This window comes from Leptospira langatensis (genome assembly GCF_004770615.1).
GTDB lineage: Bacteria > Spirochaetota > Leptospiria > Leptospirales > Leptospiraceae > Leptospira_B > Leptospira_B langatensis.
Window position 1 is genome coordinate 264,516 of the sequence record NZ_RQER01000004.1, and the last position, 16,734, is coordinate 281,249.

The 16,734-nt window shown below is 45.1% G+C and carries 20 protein-coding genes; 4 read left to right on the forward strand and 16 right to left on the reverse strand.

What is annotated here, in order from left to right:
- The first annotated feature begins 3 nt into the window (after positions 1 to 3).
- Together ftsA and ftsZ are read left to right on the forward strand one after the other, a co-directional pair.
- Entirely contained in the window at positions 4 to 1,230 is a 1,227-nt protein-coding gene (ftsA, locus tag EHO57_RS05420; protein ID WP_135646153.1) for a cell division protein FtsA, read from the forward strand.
- 10 nt (positions 1,231 to 1,240) lie between these two features.
- On the forward strand, positions 1,241 to 2,422 hold the full coding sequence (ftsZ, locus tag EHO57_RS05425; protein WP_135646152.1) for a cell division protein FtsZ: 1,182 nt from the start codon (positions 1,241 to 1,243) through the stop codon (positions 2,420 to 2,422).
- Between the two features lie 72 nt (positions 2,423 to 2,494).
- Here the strand turns inward: ftsZ and EHO57_RS05430 are convergent, their stop codons facing one another.
- The 12 genes from EHO57_RS05430 to EHO57_RS05485 form a co-directional block, all read right to left on the reverse strand.
- Positions 2,495 to 3,565, reverse strand: a complete 1,071-nt coding sequence (locus EHO57_RS05430) for a lipoprotein LipL41 (RefSeq protein WP_135646151.1) — start codon at positions 3,563 to 3,565, stop codon at positions 2,495 to 2,497.
- Positions 3,566 to 3,653: 88 nt separating this feature from the next.
- Complete coding sequence (locus EHO57_RS05435; protein WP_135646150.1) at positions 3,654 to 4,484, reverse strand: bile acid:sodium symporter; 831 nt, start codon at positions 4,482 to 4,484, stop codon at positions 3,654 to 3,656.
- Between the two features lie 3 nt (positions 4,485 to 4,487).
- The gene (locus EHO57_RS05440) at positions 4,488 to 5,021 is read right to left on the reverse strand and encodes a hypothetical protein (RefSeq protein WP_135646149.1); all 534 of its coding nucleotides are present in this window, start codon (positions 5,019 to 5,021) and stop codon (positions 4,488 to 4,490) included.
- 8 nt (positions 5,022 to 5,029) lie between these two features.
- Positions 5,030 to 5,776: a type I methionyl aminopeptidase gene (gene map / locus EHO57_RS05445; protein WP_135646148.1), complete on the reverse strand. Its 747-nt coding sequence runs from the start codon at positions 5,774 to 5,776 to the stop codon at positions 5,030 to 5,032.
- 74 nt (positions 5,777 to 5,850) lie between these two features.
- A complete protein-coding gene (locus EHO57_RS05450) occupies positions 5,851 to 6,483 on the reverse strand; it encodes an arsenate reductase/protein-tyrosine-phosphatase family protein (protein ID WP_135646147.1) in 633 nt (210 codons plus the stop codon).
- Between the two features lie 36 nt (positions 6,484 to 6,519).
- A complete protein-coding gene (locus EHO57_RS05455; protein WP_135646146.1) occupies positions 6,520 to 7,278 on the reverse strand; it encodes an amidohydrolase family protein in 759 nt (252 codons plus the stop codon).
- A 31-nt stretch (positions 7,279 to 7,309) separates the two neighbouring features.
- Complete coding sequence (locus tag EHO57_RS05460) at positions 7,310 to 7,921, reverse strand: RDD family protein (RefSeq protein ID WP_135646145.1); 612 nt, start codon at positions 7,919 to 7,921, stop codon at positions 7,310 to 7,312.
- Between the two features lie 13 nt (positions 7,922 to 7,934).
- Positions 7,935 to 8,321 (reverse strand): MORN repeat-containing protein, encoded by a 387-nt coding sequence (locus EHO57_RS05465; RefSeq protein ID WP_135646144.1) that lies wholly within the window; start codon positions 8,319 to 8,321, stop codon positions 7,935 to 7,937.
- Between the two features lie 11 nt (positions 8,322 to 8,332).
- Entirely contained in the window at positions 8,333 to 8,848 is a 516-nt protein-coding gene (locus tag EHO57_RS05470; protein WP_135646143.1) for a MarR family winged helix-turn-helix transcriptional regulator, read from the reverse strand.
- A 4-nt stretch (positions 8,849 to 8,852) separates the two neighbouring features.
- On the reverse strand, positions 8,853 to 9,395 hold the full coding sequence (locus EHO57_RS05475; protein ID WP_135646142.1) for an acyl-CoA thioesterase: 543 nt from the start codon (positions 9,393 to 9,395) through the stop codon (positions 8,853 to 8,855).
- A 132-nt stretch (positions 9,396 to 9,527) separates the two neighbouring features.
- Positions 9,528 to 10,181 (reverse strand): DUF4253 domain-containing protein, encoded by a 654-nt coding sequence (locus EHO57_RS05480; RefSeq protein WP_167882294.1) that lies wholly within the window; start codon positions 10,179 to 10,181, stop codon positions 9,528 to 9,530.
- Positions 10,182 to 10,227: 46 nt separating this feature from the next.
- Positions 10,228 to 11,043 (reverse strand): hypothetical protein, encoded by an 816-nt coding sequence (locus EHO57_RS05485; RefSeq protein ID WP_246050541.1) that lies wholly within the window; start codon positions 11,041 to 11,043, stop codon positions 10,228 to 10,230.
- Positions 11,044 to 11,264: 221 nt separating this feature from the next.
- Here EHO57_RS05485 and EHO57_RS05490 point away from each other — a divergent pair, with 221 nt between their 5' ends.
- Positions 11,265 to 12,164: a FecR family protein gene (locus EHO57_RS05490; protein ID WP_135646139.1), complete on the forward strand. Its 900-nt coding sequence runs from the start codon at positions 11,265 to 11,267 to the stop codon at positions 12,162 to 12,164.
- Positions 12,161 to 13,402 (forward strand): hypothetical protein, encoded by a 1,242-nt coding sequence (locus tag EHO57_RS05495; protein ID WP_135646138.1) that lies wholly within the window; start codon positions 12,161 to 12,163, stop codon positions 13,400 to 13,402. Before EHO57_RS05490 ends, EHO57_RS05495 begins: the two co-directional genes overlap by 4 nt.
- A 141-nt stretch (positions 13,403 to 13,543) precedes the next feature.
- On the opposite strand, the gene ompL47 is transcribed toward EHO57_RS05495, so the two are convergent.
- The 4 genes from ompL47 to EHO57_RS05515 form a co-directional block, all read right to left on the reverse strand.
- Positions 13,544 to 14,602 carry a multi-beta-barrel domain surface protein OmpL47 gene (ompL47, locus tag EHO57_RS05500; protein WP_135646137.1) on the reverse strand — a complete coding sequence of 353 codons (1,059 nt, stop codon included), beginning with the start codon at positions 14,600 to 14,602 and terminating at the stop codon, positions 13,544 to 13,546.
- 64 nt (positions 14,603 to 14,666) lie between these two features.
- Positions 14,667 to 15,155 (reverse strand): hypothetical protein, encoded by a 489-nt coding sequence (locus EHO57_RS05505; RefSeq protein ID WP_135646136.1) that lies wholly within the window; start codon positions 15,153 to 15,155, stop codon positions 14,667 to 14,669.
- Between the two features lie 50 nt (positions 15,156 to 15,205).
- Positions 15,206 to 15,550 (reverse strand): DUF488 domain-containing protein, encoded by a 345-nt coding sequence (locus EHO57_RS05510; RefSeq protein WP_135646135.1) that lies wholly within the window; start codon positions 15,548 to 15,550, stop codon positions 15,206 to 15,208.
- A 9-nt stretch (positions 15,551 to 15,559) separates the two neighbouring features.
- A complete protein-coding gene (locus EHO57_RS05515; protein ID WP_246050543.1) occupies positions 15,560 to 16,726 on the reverse strand; it encodes an Acg family FMN-binding oxidoreductase in 1,167 nt (388 codons plus the stop codon).
- Between the last annotated feature and the right edge of the window lie 8 nt (positions 16,727 to 16,734).

The following is a 16,734-nucleotide window of genomic DNA, read 5'->3' on the forward strand; positions in this document are numbered from 1 at the left end:
AATATGGAATCTTCAGAAAGAACAATCGTAGCCCTGGATCTCGGATCTTCCCTCACGAAAGTGGTAGTCGGACGTCCTGTCTCCGAGTATGAAACCGAGATCATTGGCACCGGAGTATTTCCTTCTTCCGGGATCAAGAACGGCTCCATAGTAAATATAGAGGCCACTACCCGTTCCATTATAGAAGCGGTCAGCGAAGCGGAACTTATGTGCGGGCAGGAGATCGGTTACGTTGTGGTGAACGTAACCGGTAAATCTGTCAAGGCGGACAACTCCAAAGGAGTGGTTGCGATCACAAACAGGGATAGAGTGGTCACCGAGCCCGATGTGGTCCGTGTCATAGAAGCGGCTCAGGCAGTGCGAGTTCCCGCAGACCAAGAGATCCTGCACGTTCTTTCCAAAGAGTTTGCGGTAGACGATCAATCTTCCATCAAGGATCCGATCGGAATGACTGGAGTCCGCTTGGAAGCCGAAGTCCATATAGTCACCGCAGGTATAACAGCTCTTCATAATTTAGAAAAATGTATTGAAGCTGCGGGTCTAGCAGAAGAGACCAGAGTGCTTTCCAGTCTGGCTTCTTCGGATGCGGTGCTTACCTCCGGAGAAAAAGACCTCGGAACCGCGGTCCTGGACATAGGCGCGGGTATCTGCGATCTGATCGTTTATATAGACGGAGGGATCTCTTACTCGGCAGTGATCCCATTCGGAGGATATAATGTCACCTCCGACCTATCGATCGGGTTAAAGACCACCATCGAGACTGCGGAGCTAGTCAAGAAAAGATACGGTCATTGTTCTTTAGAGGAGATAGATCCTACGGAAACGGTAGAGATCCCACCGATTAGCGGAAGACCCGCACGCTCCGTTCTTAGAGAAGAATTGGTGCATGTGATCGAGCCCAGAATGAGAGAGATCTTCGAGATGGTGGACGCGGAACTCGTGAAATCCGGAAAGAAATCCTTTTTAGCCGGTGGAGTCATTCTAACCGGAGGCGGAAGCCTTCTGGAAGGAATAGAAAGTCTGGCGGAAGATGTGTTTCATCTAACGGTAACCAGAGCGCGTCCTGCAGGATTGTCCGGACTAGCGGACAGAGTCTCTTCTCCTGAATTTGCAACTGCTGTTGGACTTATTAAATACGCATCTCGGTTAGGGGATATGGAAAGGAAGTCCCAGGATAGAAGCGAGACCTGGGGCAAGAAGATCCGGAGATGGATAGAGGAAAACCTCTAAGGAGTGAATCATGCTGCGTTTCGAAGAAGAAGATAAAACAAGCCCGGCAGTTATAAAAGTTTTGGGTATAGGCGGGGGCGGAATGAACGCAGTCGCCAGAATGGCAAATTCCAGTCTGAGAGGAGTGGAATACGTCATCATGAATACCGACGAACAAGTATTAAGACGTTCTAATATAGAAAATAAGATCGCTCTCGGCTCCAAGACTACCAGAGGAATGGGAGCCGGAGGAGATCCTGACTTAGGCGCAAAAGCCGCAGAAGAGGACCGAGAGAAGATCTCTGCCCTGATCCAAGGTGCGGATATGGTATTCGTGACTGCGGGAATGGGAGGAGGAACCGGAACAGGTGCCGCTCCTATCGTAGCTAAGATCGCAAAAGAGCAAAAGTGCCTAGTCGTCGGTGTGGTCACCATTCCATTCTCCTTTGAAGGAAAAAGAAGAATGGAACTTGCGAAACGAGGGATCGATCAGTTGAGATCTCACGTGGACACTTTGATCCTCGTAAACAATGAATCCATCTTCCAAGTGGTGGAAAGAGATACTCCGATCGACCAAGCGTTCCGAGTGATTGACGACATTCTATTGAACGCAGTGAGAGGGATCAGCGATATCGTAAACAATCCAGGGATCATCAATGTGGACTTTGCGGATGTCAAAGCGATCATGAGAGATACTGGAGACGCAGTCATGGGAGTAGGAGAAGGTTCCGGCGAGAACAAGGTCTCCCAGGCAGTGAATTATGCGATCGATAACGCTCTCTTGGATTCCAGATCCATTGCTGGAGCGACTTCTCTTCTAATCAACGTTACCGGAGGAAGCGATCTTACCATTTCCGATTGGAACGAGGTATCTCAGATCATCACTTCTCAAGTAGACCCGAATGCAAACATCATTATCGGTTTGACCGAAGACGAAGAACTCGAAAAGAGAATTCGGATCACTGTGATCGCCACCGGATTCCATAAACGTCCTTCCGGATTAAGCTCTACTCCAAAACAGCAGATCCAGCCCCAAAGAAAGGCAGTCGGAATGGAAATGGAAGAGCAATACCAAAACTTCAAGTCTGAACCGGAACGCATCAACGAGGCGGAAACGTATAGGGCTTTGAAGGCAAAGAATCCTTCTGCGAATATGAAAGAGGACTATGATATTCCTGCTTTCTTAAGAAGAGGGGAAAAAGGCAGAGGATAACTCTGCCTATATTCTAAAAATCGAATTCGACTTTCGGATCGAGAAAGGCAAAGCCGTATTCAAGTATATCCGTTACTCGATAGCTTCGGCAGCAGAAGAACTTAGTTTCCTAAGATCAATCAAATAAGATTCTTCAGGACCACCCAATTTTACGGCTTGATCGTACAGTTCGCTGGCCTTCTCAAAATCTCCCTGAGAAAAATAGTATGTGGCTAGATTCGCTTTTGCAGCCCACGATTTCCCTTTTGCTTTTTGGTCCGCCTTTTCCCAAGCCGCTTTCGCTCTTTGGAAGCTTGGGGTTTCTCCCTTGATCTCTTCGTATCCCTCGGTGAGATAGGATTCGATCTCCGGATCCTCATCCTTAATAAAGATAGATACGTTTTCCGATTTCACCCTAGGGGAAAGTCTCGCTTCGATCTCCGGAATAGTTTCGTCTAACGCTTTTGAAAGAGAATCCAACATGGCAGGACAATTCGTATCCCCTGCCCCATTGTCCACTACAACCGGTTTAGTGATCACTGCCTTCTTCATTTCTCCGGTGTCCACCCGTACGAGACTCGCCTCTATCGGCAAAAGGATCCTGCGAACACCTGTTGGCCTCATCACCGGTTGGGATTGTGGCGCTCCGTACACCGGCCCATAAGAACGGTACCTTCTATTCTGGTTTACGGCAGCCGCTACCTGCAAAGCCTGAACGCCCATGGCCCAGTAATCCGCTCTCATTTCGATTGTGCATTCGCTCACCGGCCTTGCCACAGAGATATATAAGATCGCTTCCGCGCCTAAAAGTTTGCCCATTTCGATCCGGTTCTGGGTGATCCCTGTCAAAGAAAAGGTCTGCTCATTCAATATGTCCGCCCTTTTACTCAAATCGATCAGCTTAAAATAAGAATCATTGGAGAAGGCCTCGAAGATCTTTTCCGGAACTACCGCAAGAAAGGAACGACTAACGTCATAATCTTCCATCCAGACATCCGACTTGGGCGGCTCCACTGCCAGACCCACATTACGAACCCCTTTTAAAAAGACCCTAAGTTCCCTTCCTTCCTTGGTTTGGGGATAATACGGATATTCCACTCGCACCGACCGGCAGGAAGCGTAGATAAAACAAGCAATGAAAATATATAAAAGATTTCGGCGCATAGAAGATCCGACCTTCCCTCGATCTAAATACTATCCTTTCTTCTGAAAATTCGGAAATTATTTTTTCATTTTCGGATCCAGCAGGATCTTAAGCGGATTTTCTTTCCTTCCATACCCAGGCAAAGACCGCTGCCAAGGCATACATCACGAGCCCATACATTAAGATAGTCAGTAATGTCTCTTTTTGCCTTACATGCAATTCTGCGAGCAATAACGCCAAAGAAAGACTTCTGATACCGGATACCATGGACAGGGATGCTTTAGTCTCTCTTTCTGATCCAAACAACAACAATCCGGGAGAAAGAGAAACAAGGACGGTTCCGATCGCTGCGATCCAGATCAATGGTCCGAGGCTCAAAGCAAATTCCCCGTATTGAATGATCAAAAGCAAAATAGAAAGTGCCAGACAAAGAGTACTAAATCTTTCCACCCACTCCGAAGAAACGTCCGCTATTTTTGAGAAGAAGTATCTGAATCCCAAGCCGACCAATAATGGTAGTCCTTGTAAAAAGAAGCCGATCATGAATAGTTTCAGGAATAGATCCAGAGAGAATCCGTCCCCGCCTTGGTAGATGGAAAAGATAAGCGGGGTTAAAACAGTATTCGCTCCATTCAAGATCGCAATGAGCAGCCCGCCCAAGGCAGGATTTCCTTGAGCAGTCAATACAAACAATCCACCCGACGCTCCTCCTGGAGAAGCAGAGCAAAGAAAGATAGAGATCAAAGCAAATTCGGAAATGGAAAGCGACTTACCTAAATAGAATGCGGACGCAGGTAAGATCCCGAAATTCCAAAGGAATGCGAATCCTAGAATAGGAGCGAACTGAGTCCAGGAACCTATCTCTTTTCTTTCGATCCTCATACCCAATCCAAGCATGGAAGACAAAGACAGAAGGACTAGGAGGGTGCGTATTAGCATTTTTTAATTCTTTTCGAGTACGTTCCGAATGGATTTTCTCTCTTTGAACGTTTGAGAGATAAAACTGGAGATCGCGAAGAAGAATGCAAATCCCAAAAAAAAGTACGGGGCGATCGATACTCTTTCCGGAGGCAGACTAGTCTGCACGAGCAAACCGTAAAACCCTACAACCAGCAAAGTAGCAGGAACTGTGATCGCAGCTCCCGTATTCACATACAATTTGAATCGAATTCCATTCTCTGACTTCTTTGCAACTCCGTACGACCAGAGCCAGTTCCTGTATTTGGGCAGAGTAGACGCATTCTGGAATAAAAGTTTATCTTCCTTGATCTGGATCTTATAGCCGGCTTGCTCCAAGAGTTTGCCTGCCTGATCGAAATTCCAAGTAGGCTCGAATTTACCTTTTAAGATCGCAGGCAGGAAGGTATGAAAATGAAATTCAGAGAAAGATTCCTTCTTCTTACGATCCCAAAGAGAATAGAAGAATACCAGAATGAAAATCAAAATAGGAAGCGTGTTTAAAATTATATGGATCATCTTTGCTTTTATGCCGCCGTTAGAATGATGGGTCCGAATTCTGTGACAACCACGGAATGTTCGAACTGAGCGGTATAAGAACCGTCGGGAGTCGTCAAGGTCCATCCGTCCGATCCTTCTACAAAACCTTCCGCTCCTGTCGAAACAAATGTTTCCACTGCGATTACCTGTCCCGATCTTAAGATCCGTTTGTCCCTGGGTTCGTAATAATTACAAATATCGAATGGTTCTTCGTGGAGGGACTTGCCTACTCCATGTCCGCATAAGGTTCGGATCACCTTAAACCCGTTCTTCTTCGCGGTATTCTCGATGGTCCTGCCGATCGAATTCAATCTTTGTCCGGTTTTCACGTTAGCAAGAGCGAGCTTTAAAGCCTCGGAAGAAACATCTAAGAGTTTACTTAGACCTTTATGATCTTTTCCAACGATCAGAGTAAAACCCGTGTCCGCAAAGTATCCGTTCAATTCCAAAGAAACATCCAAATTCAGAAGGTCGCCTTCTTTCAAGATCCTGTCACTTGGGATCCCATGAGCGATCTCCGTGTTCAAACTAATACAAGTGTATCCGGGGAATTGATACATGAGTTGCGGAGCGCTTCTTGCCCCGAACTTGGAAAAATAAGAATGCGCGATATGATCTAATTCCTTCGTGCTGATCCCTGGCTTAGCAGCTTCTCTCATTTGGACCAAAGTGTCAGCAGTGATCCTACCTATCTTTTGTAACGCTTCCAGATCTTCTTTATTACGGATCGTCATAAATATTAGTTCTACAGAAAGAAAGGAAGTGGCAAACGATAAATCTAGGAATTCCTAGAAGAATCAAAAGAATCTCAAAGTTTCCGTTTCACTTCTTGGAATGTATACAGAAGTTCGGAAGCAATTTGATCGCACGTCTGCAAATATCTTGCTAAAGGATTTTCAGAGTCGTCCGCAGACTTAGGATCTTCGAAAGGCAAAGAGATCCGAGCCTCCGCTCCCGAAACATAAGGACAGGATTCGTCTGCTTGGGAGCATACCAAAATCACAACGAATTCCGAGGTCGGGTTCGGTTGGTCTTGGAATTTTTTAGAGAACGCAAGAAGGGCAGGAGTACCATCGGCCCAACGGATGGAGTATTTTGGATTGCGAGGAGGCCCTTGGTTCTCGAGCCTAAAACCGCAAGTCTCTAGAGCTTGGATCGCATTCGGATGGAATTCACTGATCGTAGTCCCACCGGAAAACGATTTGATCCCGGGAAGATCAAAATACTGAGGAATGGCTGCGGCGAATGCCTGAGAGATCTGGCTCCTTCTCGAATTCTGAGTGCAGACGAATAAAAGATTCGCCTTTTGCCTTGTCTCGAAAGATTGAAGGATCGCGTCGGAAAAAGAGTCTAGGACTTTTTTTCGATTCGGAACGATGTTAGCCATCTTGGATTGTTGCGTTTCCAAATATTTTTTAAGAGGTTGGAATAAGGGAGACATTCCGCGAACTCTAAGCAGTAATTACCAAGGGGCAAGCTAGATTTTTACACTTAATCCGTAAAATTCCAGAGCGTTGCTATATAAGATTTTTTGCAATAACTCTCCGTCAAAGGTATCCAAGACTATGTCCAGATCCTCTTTCGAGAAAGGAGAAGGAGATCTCGTAGAAGGCAGATCTGTTCCGAAAAGAAGGGAGTCCGGATTCCTTTTTGCGATTTCCAATAGAGAATCGGAGATCTCTAAATTTGTTCTACCAAAACCGGTTGCCTTGATTCTCACCCCCTTCTCAGCAAGCCTTAAGATAGTGGGAAATCCTTCCTTAGACAAACCTAGATGATCTACAGAAACCTTAGGCAAGGAAAGGAGAACTCCTTCTAAGAACTCATCTATTTCCTTTGCATCAATATATAATTCAACATGCCAACCCGCCAGATCGAATACCTTGGCTCCTATTTCCTTGATCCGAGAAAGCTCTTCCGAGCCTCCCCTTCTCACATTAAAACGAACGGCTCTCACTCCTGCCTTATCTAAAGCGAGAATCTCCTCGTCCCTAGTGTATACGGGAAGTTGGGTAACCCCTACATAATTTTTTCCTAATGTAGTTAGGGCATCCAACAAATAGGTTTGATCAAATGCTTGAAAGGAACCGGATACGACTGCTCCGGCGGTAACGGAAAGCCAATTAGTATGCTTACGATAATCGGATACAGTAAAAGACTCCGGCAAGAAACCATGGTTTGGGACGAGAGGGAACCTAGGATCTATAATATGGAAATGAGAGTCGAAGATCCGCATGTATAAGAGTATAACACCGGTAAAACAAGAGTCAAGATCTTGACTTATCGTTGGACTGGCTTTCGAACCAAACTACCCTGGCCCCGGAAACCATATCGTGCAATGCCCTCTTCTGATGAGAGAACAAGATCAGTAAGGCGGAAAGCCCGTAGTATACGACCGAATCCCAAACCGCAAAGTCCTCGAGAGGATTTGCCTTCTGGAGAATGCGATTCACACCTGCCCAGGTCAAACCGGTCATTTCCGCACTATGCTGCATGAATATCATAGAATCGAAACTTGCCTTAGTGATCGTAACAGCGGACAATAATAGCTCCGGCAAACAACGTAAGAAGGATTTAACCCAGCCCAGATCCTGGTAATCGCAGTCCACCACCAAGATACCCGCCCAGTTCTTGCCAAGGGTGCGACCGAACTTCGCATGCAGTATAAATCTATAACCTACGTATAAAAGGGAATGTAAGGCAGTATAAAAAGGAAGCAATTGATATACCGTCTTATCATGATAGTATATTACAAATCCGTAAGGAATAAAAACCGGACAGAGGACCAAGAAATCCAGGAGCTGCGCATAGATCCGAATGCCTAGTCCAGCATGTCGAACGGATCCTTTTTGCAGGACCACCTCTTTGAAAAAACTCATGCCTTTCCCTTGTTCATTCGTAGACTTCCTTGTCTGCCTTCCATTTTCCCTTGAATATAATCGAACCGTCGGAAGCCTTTAAGATTCCCTTACCGTCTCTCTTATTTGCTTTCCAAGTTCCTTCGTACGAGCTTCCGTCCGGATACAGATTGATCCCTGTTCCTTCCTTGTTTCCCTTTACCCAAGTTCCATCATAAGATTCTCCGCTTTCAAGCAGAAGTTTCCCTTTTCCGTGAGCGAGTCCATTTTCAAAATTACCTTCGTAACGATACGAACCTGGAAGAGATCTAATTCCGTAACCTTCTCTACAATTTCCCTCTAGACATCTCGCAGAAAAGTAATAATATGCTCCGAACACAATAACGGGCAGAAGGAGCATTGGATAATAGGATCGATTCATTCGGTTACGAATTAAGATGGATTCTCTTTGGAGAATTCTTTGAAATTTCTTTTACGAACGATGGAATTCAATCGTTTCAATAGACGCTTTAGATCGTCTTCGCCCATTGCACTGATCACGGCGTCTTGGGCTTTTTCCCAGATCGGGTATGCGATCCGAAGAGCTTCGAGGCCCTTGTCCGTCAAAGCTACCTTTCTGGCTCTCTTTGTATCGGAAGGAATATCGGAAACATATCCAAGCTCTTCTAATGGAGAAAGGTTTCGCAAGAGAGTGGTCCTGTCCATAACCAGGAGGTCAGCAAGAACGGAAAGTTCCAAACCATCGGAGGCTCCCAAGGTGTGCAGCAAACTGAAACGTTGAGACGTTAGTCCCGCTTGCTCCAATTCCCTATCGTAAAACTGAGTCACTGCGCGAGAAGCTCTTCGCAGGTTAAAATTCACACAATTCAAACCTGCGCTAGTCATGTCTTCCTTGCTCGGAAATCTTTCCGATCTACGAGCGGTAGTATTTTGCGCTTTCTTGGACATTTATCTAATGAGATCCAATTCGTTCTCCAGAGTATTTTCCTTCTCCGACTTGTTTTCGCAACTGTTTTACCCTGGCTTCGAAGGAAGTATCTTCCATATCTTCCTCCTTATACAAACAGGATTCTAGAAAGGAGAATATTTCTTGATCGTGACGGGCAGGTCTTCCCTTGGCTAGATCCACAAACGTAAAATCCACCCAGGCAACTGCCTTCAATCGGGTGCCCTCCTTATCGAATAGAAGGGCCTCATTGCTAATACCTCCCGGAGTCAGGCGGCTCAAACGTGTCATGATCTTGACGATATCGTTATGTCGTACCGGTTCCAAATACTGGATCTGGGTCCTGGATACCACCCAGGATTTGCCGTATCGATTCCCATATTCGTAAAAGTCAAAGCTGGCGCTCTCTCTCAAGTGCTCCGATCTGGCCTCGATGAAATAATCCATGTATCGGGAATTATTCAAATGCCCGAAAGGATCGCAGTCCTGAAAGCGGATCCGCGTAAAATTATAAGGGGAAAGCTCCGGTTTAATAAGAGTAGATTCCATTCGTTTCTCCATGAGAAGAATTTTAGTGCAAATACATATATGTAATTACACATGTGTATTTGCATATATAGACCATTCTCAGAGATCGGTCAACGGGATTTTTTAGGAAATTTTAGTTGGTAAGAAGAAGTATTAATCCCACCATAAAGGCAAAAGATGATCCTCTAGTATCATTTTCTCCATTTCTTCCAGAGAACCTAGGTTTTGCTCCACAGCATCCGGACAGAAATCGTACGCTTCTTTAGCGAGTCTCTTTACATCTTTAGGCGGATCTACGAGTAAGGCACTGATCGAATCCGAATCAATGATCACGAATCTCATGGAAGAATATTTTTCTTCCCATTGTCTGAACTTCTTCTCTATACTTTCCGTATCGATATTATATTTGGGTGCGGCAGTCCCGATCTTTCTCAGAAGTTCGTATTTGTCTTGTTTATAAACGATCACAGCTCTATAAAAGGCGTTATAATTCCCGCCCTCGAACTCCGCTTCGTAGCCCGTAAGAAAGATCGTATATTTCCATTCTTCTAGCTTGGGTCTGAGTTTTCCCAGAAGATCCAGTGCCTCATCTTCTTTCATTCGAACGCTGATCCCGGGAGAAGGGACCAAGACCTCTTCTCCGTCCGGAGAGGCTTCTGTAGATCTTATATAAAATTTTTCTATTTTAGAATTTGTGAATTTTCTCACCAACTCCAAGACTTCCTTGTCCTTATCCCCACCGATCTCCGACTTGGAACAAGATAAGAAGAAGCCGAAAAGAATAAGTGATAGGAAAATCCTCTGCATGTTTGCCAAGATCCAAGACCTTTCCGATTTGGGAATCAGATTGTTTTTATTTACCAGGGATCTTATCCAGTACATCCGACCAATGAGATTTGTCCTGATCGGACATCCTTCCCTTGCGATCGTATCTGACGTTATAGATCCCGTATTCCCCTCTAAAAAGCTTGGCGACTTGGGAATTCAAAGTCTGCTTAGTACAGGAGGAATTCTCCCACGAATAAGCGATCCGATTTTCCGATTCTTGGTCTTTGGACCAATTCAGATTAGGACAATCCTTCTTCTTTCCGGACTCCAGAAGCGAATAGATCTGAGAAACAGAGGAAGATCGTACCTTATATACATGAATGGTGACCATTTCATTCCAATAGAGGACCGACTCGGCTTTAGGAACATACTGCAATAAAGCCTGTTCGTTTGTATTCACTTCGGAGGCAATCTTCCACTCTCTGCCATCCAAACGAATGACCTCGCCTTCCGCTTCCAATGAAAAATCCTTTCTGAGTTTCTTTTTCTCGGATTCGTGGACCAAGACTTCCGCTTGCAAGTGAGTGGGAAGCCCATTATCATTTTTTAATGTAATAAGGATCCATTTCCTGGTAGTACCGATCTTACGGATCCAGTCCATATTTTGAGCAGAAGAAGGGATCCTTTCCTTAAGAGAGAGTGTTCCCATAGGAAGAGGCTTTTCCTTCTTCCATAAAAATTGTTCGGAGGAATCTTCCGGGATCTCATACACTTCCAGACTTTCCAAGGAAGGATTTTTGATTGTGCCGGCCAGGCTCAATTTCAATTGTTTGTTTTCCGAAAGAAAGGAGATCTTTTCAATTTTGAACCAATCATTCTCCATCTTCTTCTTGCGGACCATATCCGGAAAACAAGAGGATCCGAAGATTACAAAAATGACAAGGACCCACGGAATCTTACCGAAAAAGATCATAGAAGTAAATTGTTCTAAAGAAAGAAATTCTTCGCTTCCCTTTTTCGCCTAAACATTGTATTTTGTGCGTATCCGAAATTTACTGTTAGAATTCCGCCCAAATTCTCATCTAATAATGGGTAGTACTATAGTTTCTCCAGGTTATTTCCATGTTTTCTCAAAAACCTAAGTTTTCCGTTTTTTCGTTCCGCCTAGCGAATGTCCTTTTGATACTTCTTCTCTCCGTATCCATGATCGGCTTATTGGCAGAACCTAAGAAAGGAGTCCATGAAGACGTATTCGAGTATAAGGTAAAAAAGAACGATACACTCTCAAAGATCGCCAAAGAATTCCTGCAAGATCCTAGAAACTGGAAAGAATTACTAAAATATAATGAGATCCCAAACCCTTCCTTGATACGTGAAGGCACGACTCTTTTCATTCCTGGATTCTTAAGAAAGGACACTATCTCCGCAACAGGAGAAAGAATAGAACCGAATTCGGGACCAGTGGCGATTGCCGATTTCCAAAAGGGACAGGTCCAGTATTCCAGGGATTTCGCTCCGAACGGCCTTCCCGCTTCCTGGAACAAACTCTCCAAGGACCAGATCTTGAATACGGAAGACTGGATACAAACTGGAGCGAATTCGTCTTCTAAACTTCTCTTTAATAAAAACGGTACCGTCGTAGAGTTAAGAGAGAAAACTTTGACCCGCATCCTGAAAATGAATGCGGACTCTATGAGCAACTTTAAGATGAACAAGGACGGAAGCATTCTGGAACTTAAGTCCGGTTATCTAGAAGCAAAAGTCCCTCCTAAGAAAGCGGGAGACGAGATCCGCAAATTTACAGTAGTCACTCCGACAGCAGTTGTGGGAGTTCGCGGAACGGAATTGTACGTGAACATGGTCGATCCGGACACTACTGCAGTAGGATGCTATAAGGGAGAACTAGAAGTCTCCGCAGAAGGAAAGACTGTAGCAGTCCCGGCAGGATTCGGAACGAATGTGGTCAGAGGGCAGGCTCCTTCTAAACCGGAAAAACTTCCCGAGAAGGTGGAGTTAGAGTGATCCAGAACCGCCAGTATATTAGAAAATTATTATTTTTAATTCCATTCCTATTTTCCTTCCTGCTTGCAGAAGGGATCTATTCTCAGCAACAAAGGATCAGCCTTCGTTGGAAGGCAAGTGCCGGAGCAGTGGAATACATTGTGGAGCTCTGTGAAGACAAAGAATTCACGAGCGTTCACCATTCTTATAAAACCAAAAATACCCGGTACGAATTCCATTCTCAGGATTCTAAATACTTTGTTCGAGTCGTCGGACTCAATGCGGAAGGTGTCAGAGGAGTCTCTTCTCCTGTAATTTCCTTGGAAGCAAAGTTTGCGGCGGCTCCAAAGGTTAAAGTAGAAAGACCTTCTAGTGTGGTCGCTGCTTCCGAAGAATTGCGGATCTCTTTGGGAGATCCGAACATGCCTGCAGTCTCAAATTCGAATACTTCTTCCGCAGGAACTCCTACAAAGCAGATCCCGGTAACCACTTACTATAGGGTCAACGGTGGAGACTGGCAAAAATATGACGGATCCATTTCTCTTATCAACGAAGGCTGGAACGAAGTTGAATTCTATTCCGAAGATATTTTGGGAAACAAGGAAACCCCTAAAAAGACAAGGTATCTGAAGGATACTACTCCGCCTTTAGTTCGTTTGGTGGGCCAGAAGAAGGGACCTTCCGGTCTGTACGAGATCAAATCCGGTGCGGAACTTACTCTGCAGATCACGGAGGAAGGCTCGGGTATGGAGGAGATCTCCGTTTCCCTATATTCCAGAGACGGAAGCGGCGCAGAAGAAAATGTTTCTCGCTCCGGAGAGGAAGCAAAGAAGCCGATCACCATTTCTTCCGCAGGAATAGACGGACTTTCCATTCTACGCTGGGAAGCGAACGATAAAGCAGGGAATTCTATTCAATCGGAACTTCCCTTGCTTTTAGATGCAAGAGCTCCTACCTGCGTTTTTGCTCCTACCGAGGGAAAGCTAAGAGAAGACGGCATCTACTATCTGAAAGAGAATGGGCTTATCTCCGTTCGATGCGAGGATCCAGCCACCGGTTCCGGATTGTCTAAATTGGAATATAAGATAGGAAACGGGCCTCTCACCGCTTATCAAACTCCGATCGGTTTCCCTGTCGGCGCTCATACGGTAACCGTATATGCTTCCGATCTGGTCGGGAATCGATCCGAGTTTAAGATCAAAGTAAACGCACTTCGTCCTGACTGGCAAAAGGCCGGAACGGAACTCCAAGAGAAGTAATCTTATTACTTCTGATATGCCGTTTATATAATTACACAGAAAGATACCTTGCTGCGTCTTCTTGTAAAATTAAGAAGGCCGACCTGCATTAAGAAAAGAGGATCAGGATCCGCCCGTTAGAGACGGATCCTGATGGGAATATTAGTTTTCTGAATTAGTTGGAGTTGAAGACGGGGCGGAAGAAGCAGGCTTAGCTGCTGGGGTAGCAGGAGCCGGTTTGTTGTCCACTTTCTGGATCTTAGTTTCAGGAGGAGTAGTATCCACGATGAATGCGATCCTTTTCACATCGCTTTCATTTCCTACCGAATCAACAGACTTAGCTTCTATCGTATGATTTCCTTGTGCTTCTACCGAAACCGGTTCTGTATAAGGCTTCCACTCAGATGCGTCAACCTTAAAAAAGATTTGTTTAATCCCGGACAGGGTATCGGAAGCCTTAATCGTGAAAGAGTTCCCGTTCTTTACATAAATCTTATCTTTTACGGTGACTAGGGCGGAACCAAAAAGCTCGACCAAAGGTTTTTCTTGGTCCACAGTCACTGCCAATACGGAATCCGTAGAGACGTTCCCGGATTTGTCCAATGCGGAAAACTTAATGGTGTTCACGCCGGCTTTCTCCAGCTGGATCGGCTTTCCGTCATAAACTCTTGGCTCGGAACCATTTAAAGAAATCTTAATATCTTGTACTCCGGCCAAATTATCCTGAGCAGTGATGACATAAGTCACAGTCTTAGTTGCATAGTTCGTGTTCTCATGCACGATCAACGCAGAACTTGGAGTGATCTTGGTAGAAGGAGGAGTATTGTCCACGAGCACGTTCAGATGCTTCTCCGGTTCCTTATTCCCCGCCTTATCGACAGCACGATAGGTGATCTTAGTAAGACCTTCTTTTACGAGAGTAATTGCGGATACATATTTAGTATAATCTCCGGAGCCGATCTTGTATTCGATATAATCCACCGAAGAACCTTCGTCCTTAGAATTAAAATCGAAAGAAGACTGGGAGTTAATGTACATGTCCGGTTTTTCGGAAGAAGACTCTCTTTCTGCGCGATCCGCAGAAGACGCAGGCTGAGTTCTGGAAGTCTCTGCCTTGGGAGCTGAGCTCTTAGGCTGATTGGAACCGGTAGGAGTTTGAGCAAAGACTGCACTGGAAACTAGCAAGAATGCTAGGGATACCCATAAGGGATTTCGATTCATTATCTTCTCCAATAGAAGCTTAGTGTTATCAGTGTTTGACGAAGAAAAACCTAGGATTCCGGGCTTAATTTTTGTGATTTTGCCTCGAAAAAGACCCTAATTTCCAGATCCGATACGCCGGGAAGAACGTGCAAATCACCGGCAAAAGCATCAGAACGGCATAGGTCCTAGAGAAAAAATTCGCGGGGATGGCAAGGATCGGAGCATGTGCCGACGAGTAGAGAGTCAGGTCCGAGTGAACCACAGCGCAAAGATGTAAATTTTGGATTGTGGAATATACGAAATAGATCGGGACATACGCCACATAATAATAGACGGAGATCAAAAACGGCAAGAAAGCGAAGACTAAGGACACGAGTCCGGTCGAAGGCAAACCGTAAGAAGTCAGAAAAAACGAAAAGATCGCACTCGCAAACGCCACCTGAGTAAACAGTACGAAAATAGAATCATCTTCTTGCAGGCAAGTCCCTGCATCCGCTAATTGGATGCAAAAAGGAACCAACAAGAAAGAGAAAACTCCCAACCAAAATAAGATCTTCCTTAATACATTCATGTTCTGTATTTTTCATTCCACAAGAAAAGAAAGAAGGAGTCAAACGCAAACTAAGCGGACAGGAATTCCCGGAGAGCGACCGCATTATTATATTCCGTATTTTTAGCAGAATATAAAAACGTAATCACCGATTGGTCCAAGGAAGCCTTTAGCTTTTCTACTCCTTCCGGATTCGATCTCAATTCCTTAAAATACCTGGCTTTGAATTCTGCCCAATGTTCCGGATCGTGACCGTACCATTTTCTGAGTTCGTTGCTCGGAGAGATTTCCTTTAACCAAAGGTCGATCTTTCCAGCCTCCTTACTGATCCCCCTCGGCCAGAGTCGATCGACTAGGATCCTCTTTCCGTCTTTGGGACTCGGAGCCTCATATACTCTTTTGATCTGGATCTTCAATGCAAATCCTTAGCGCAGAATAAAGTCTTCTACGTCTCTTCTTGGACTAAAGAAACGATAGTCGCTTCTTCCCAAACGAACAAGCATCTGGATCTTTTCTCCGGGCTTCAAAGAAGATTCAAATTTAGTCCTTAACTCGTTCATCTCCGGAAATTCTTGCAAGATCTGGCTCAACGGGTGCATCGCAAATCCATTCTTAGTTACGGAGAGATGCAATCGAGCATAGTCCCTTCCCGCCTGTACCCAATCCAAAGGTTCGTTCTTAGCAGTCTTGATAAACGCAAATCCTTTCGAACTTTCTACTTGAGAAGCGAATATGTCCATCCCTGATTTCTTATTTGCATCCGAATGCCAGGTTTCCTTTCCGGGGGTTAGAAAGAAGTTCCTGGCAACTAAATTCCTGAGACCGGATACCCCAAAACCTCTCATGGAGATCCCATCCTTAAACTTTTCCATCTCCGAATCGTTGTATCTGAACCAGATACGGGATTCCTCGTATTTAGGATAGGTGTAGGTCTCCACTTCCATCGCTGAGATCACTTGCTTTCTTAAAACTTCCGATTGGGACTTGGGAATAAAACCAAGTTCCGAGTATCGAATATTTGCATCCTTACGTATGGCGGAGAAGTCCTGCTCGGTCAGATCCTCTCCCTCGTAAATCGATCTCTTAGTGGCTCTTTCCGAAATAAATCCGGAGATCGGTTCCGTCACGATCGCATCCTGTTTTCTTAATATGATCTTTGCGATCGGTTTCTTTCCGATATCCTTAGTCGTATATTTTCCTTCCGGAAAAAGGGATATCTCCGCCTTATAACCTAAGCGAGTCGCTCCTAGGCTCAGCACTTCTAAAAAAGTACCCTGGCCGATATGCACTTGCCGAAAAGGAGGATCTGTTTCCTTCAGTAAACGGGTCTCGTCTACATACAAAAGAGCGGACTCGTCGTTTAGTATCTTGAATTTCCAAGGTTGGATATTATGCGGATTGGGAGCAGAGATCCCGATGCGGATCGCTTTTAAGATCGGACTTGCCGGTCCGGAAAGAAGAATTGGATCGAGAGGATCGGGTCTCTCATAGTCCTTTCTAGTTTCGGCACCAGAGCAGTACTGTAAAAACTGCGGAACGGTTAGAACAAGGCCGGAGGCGATACTTACTTTTAGGAATTTCTTCCGAGTCATGAAATTCA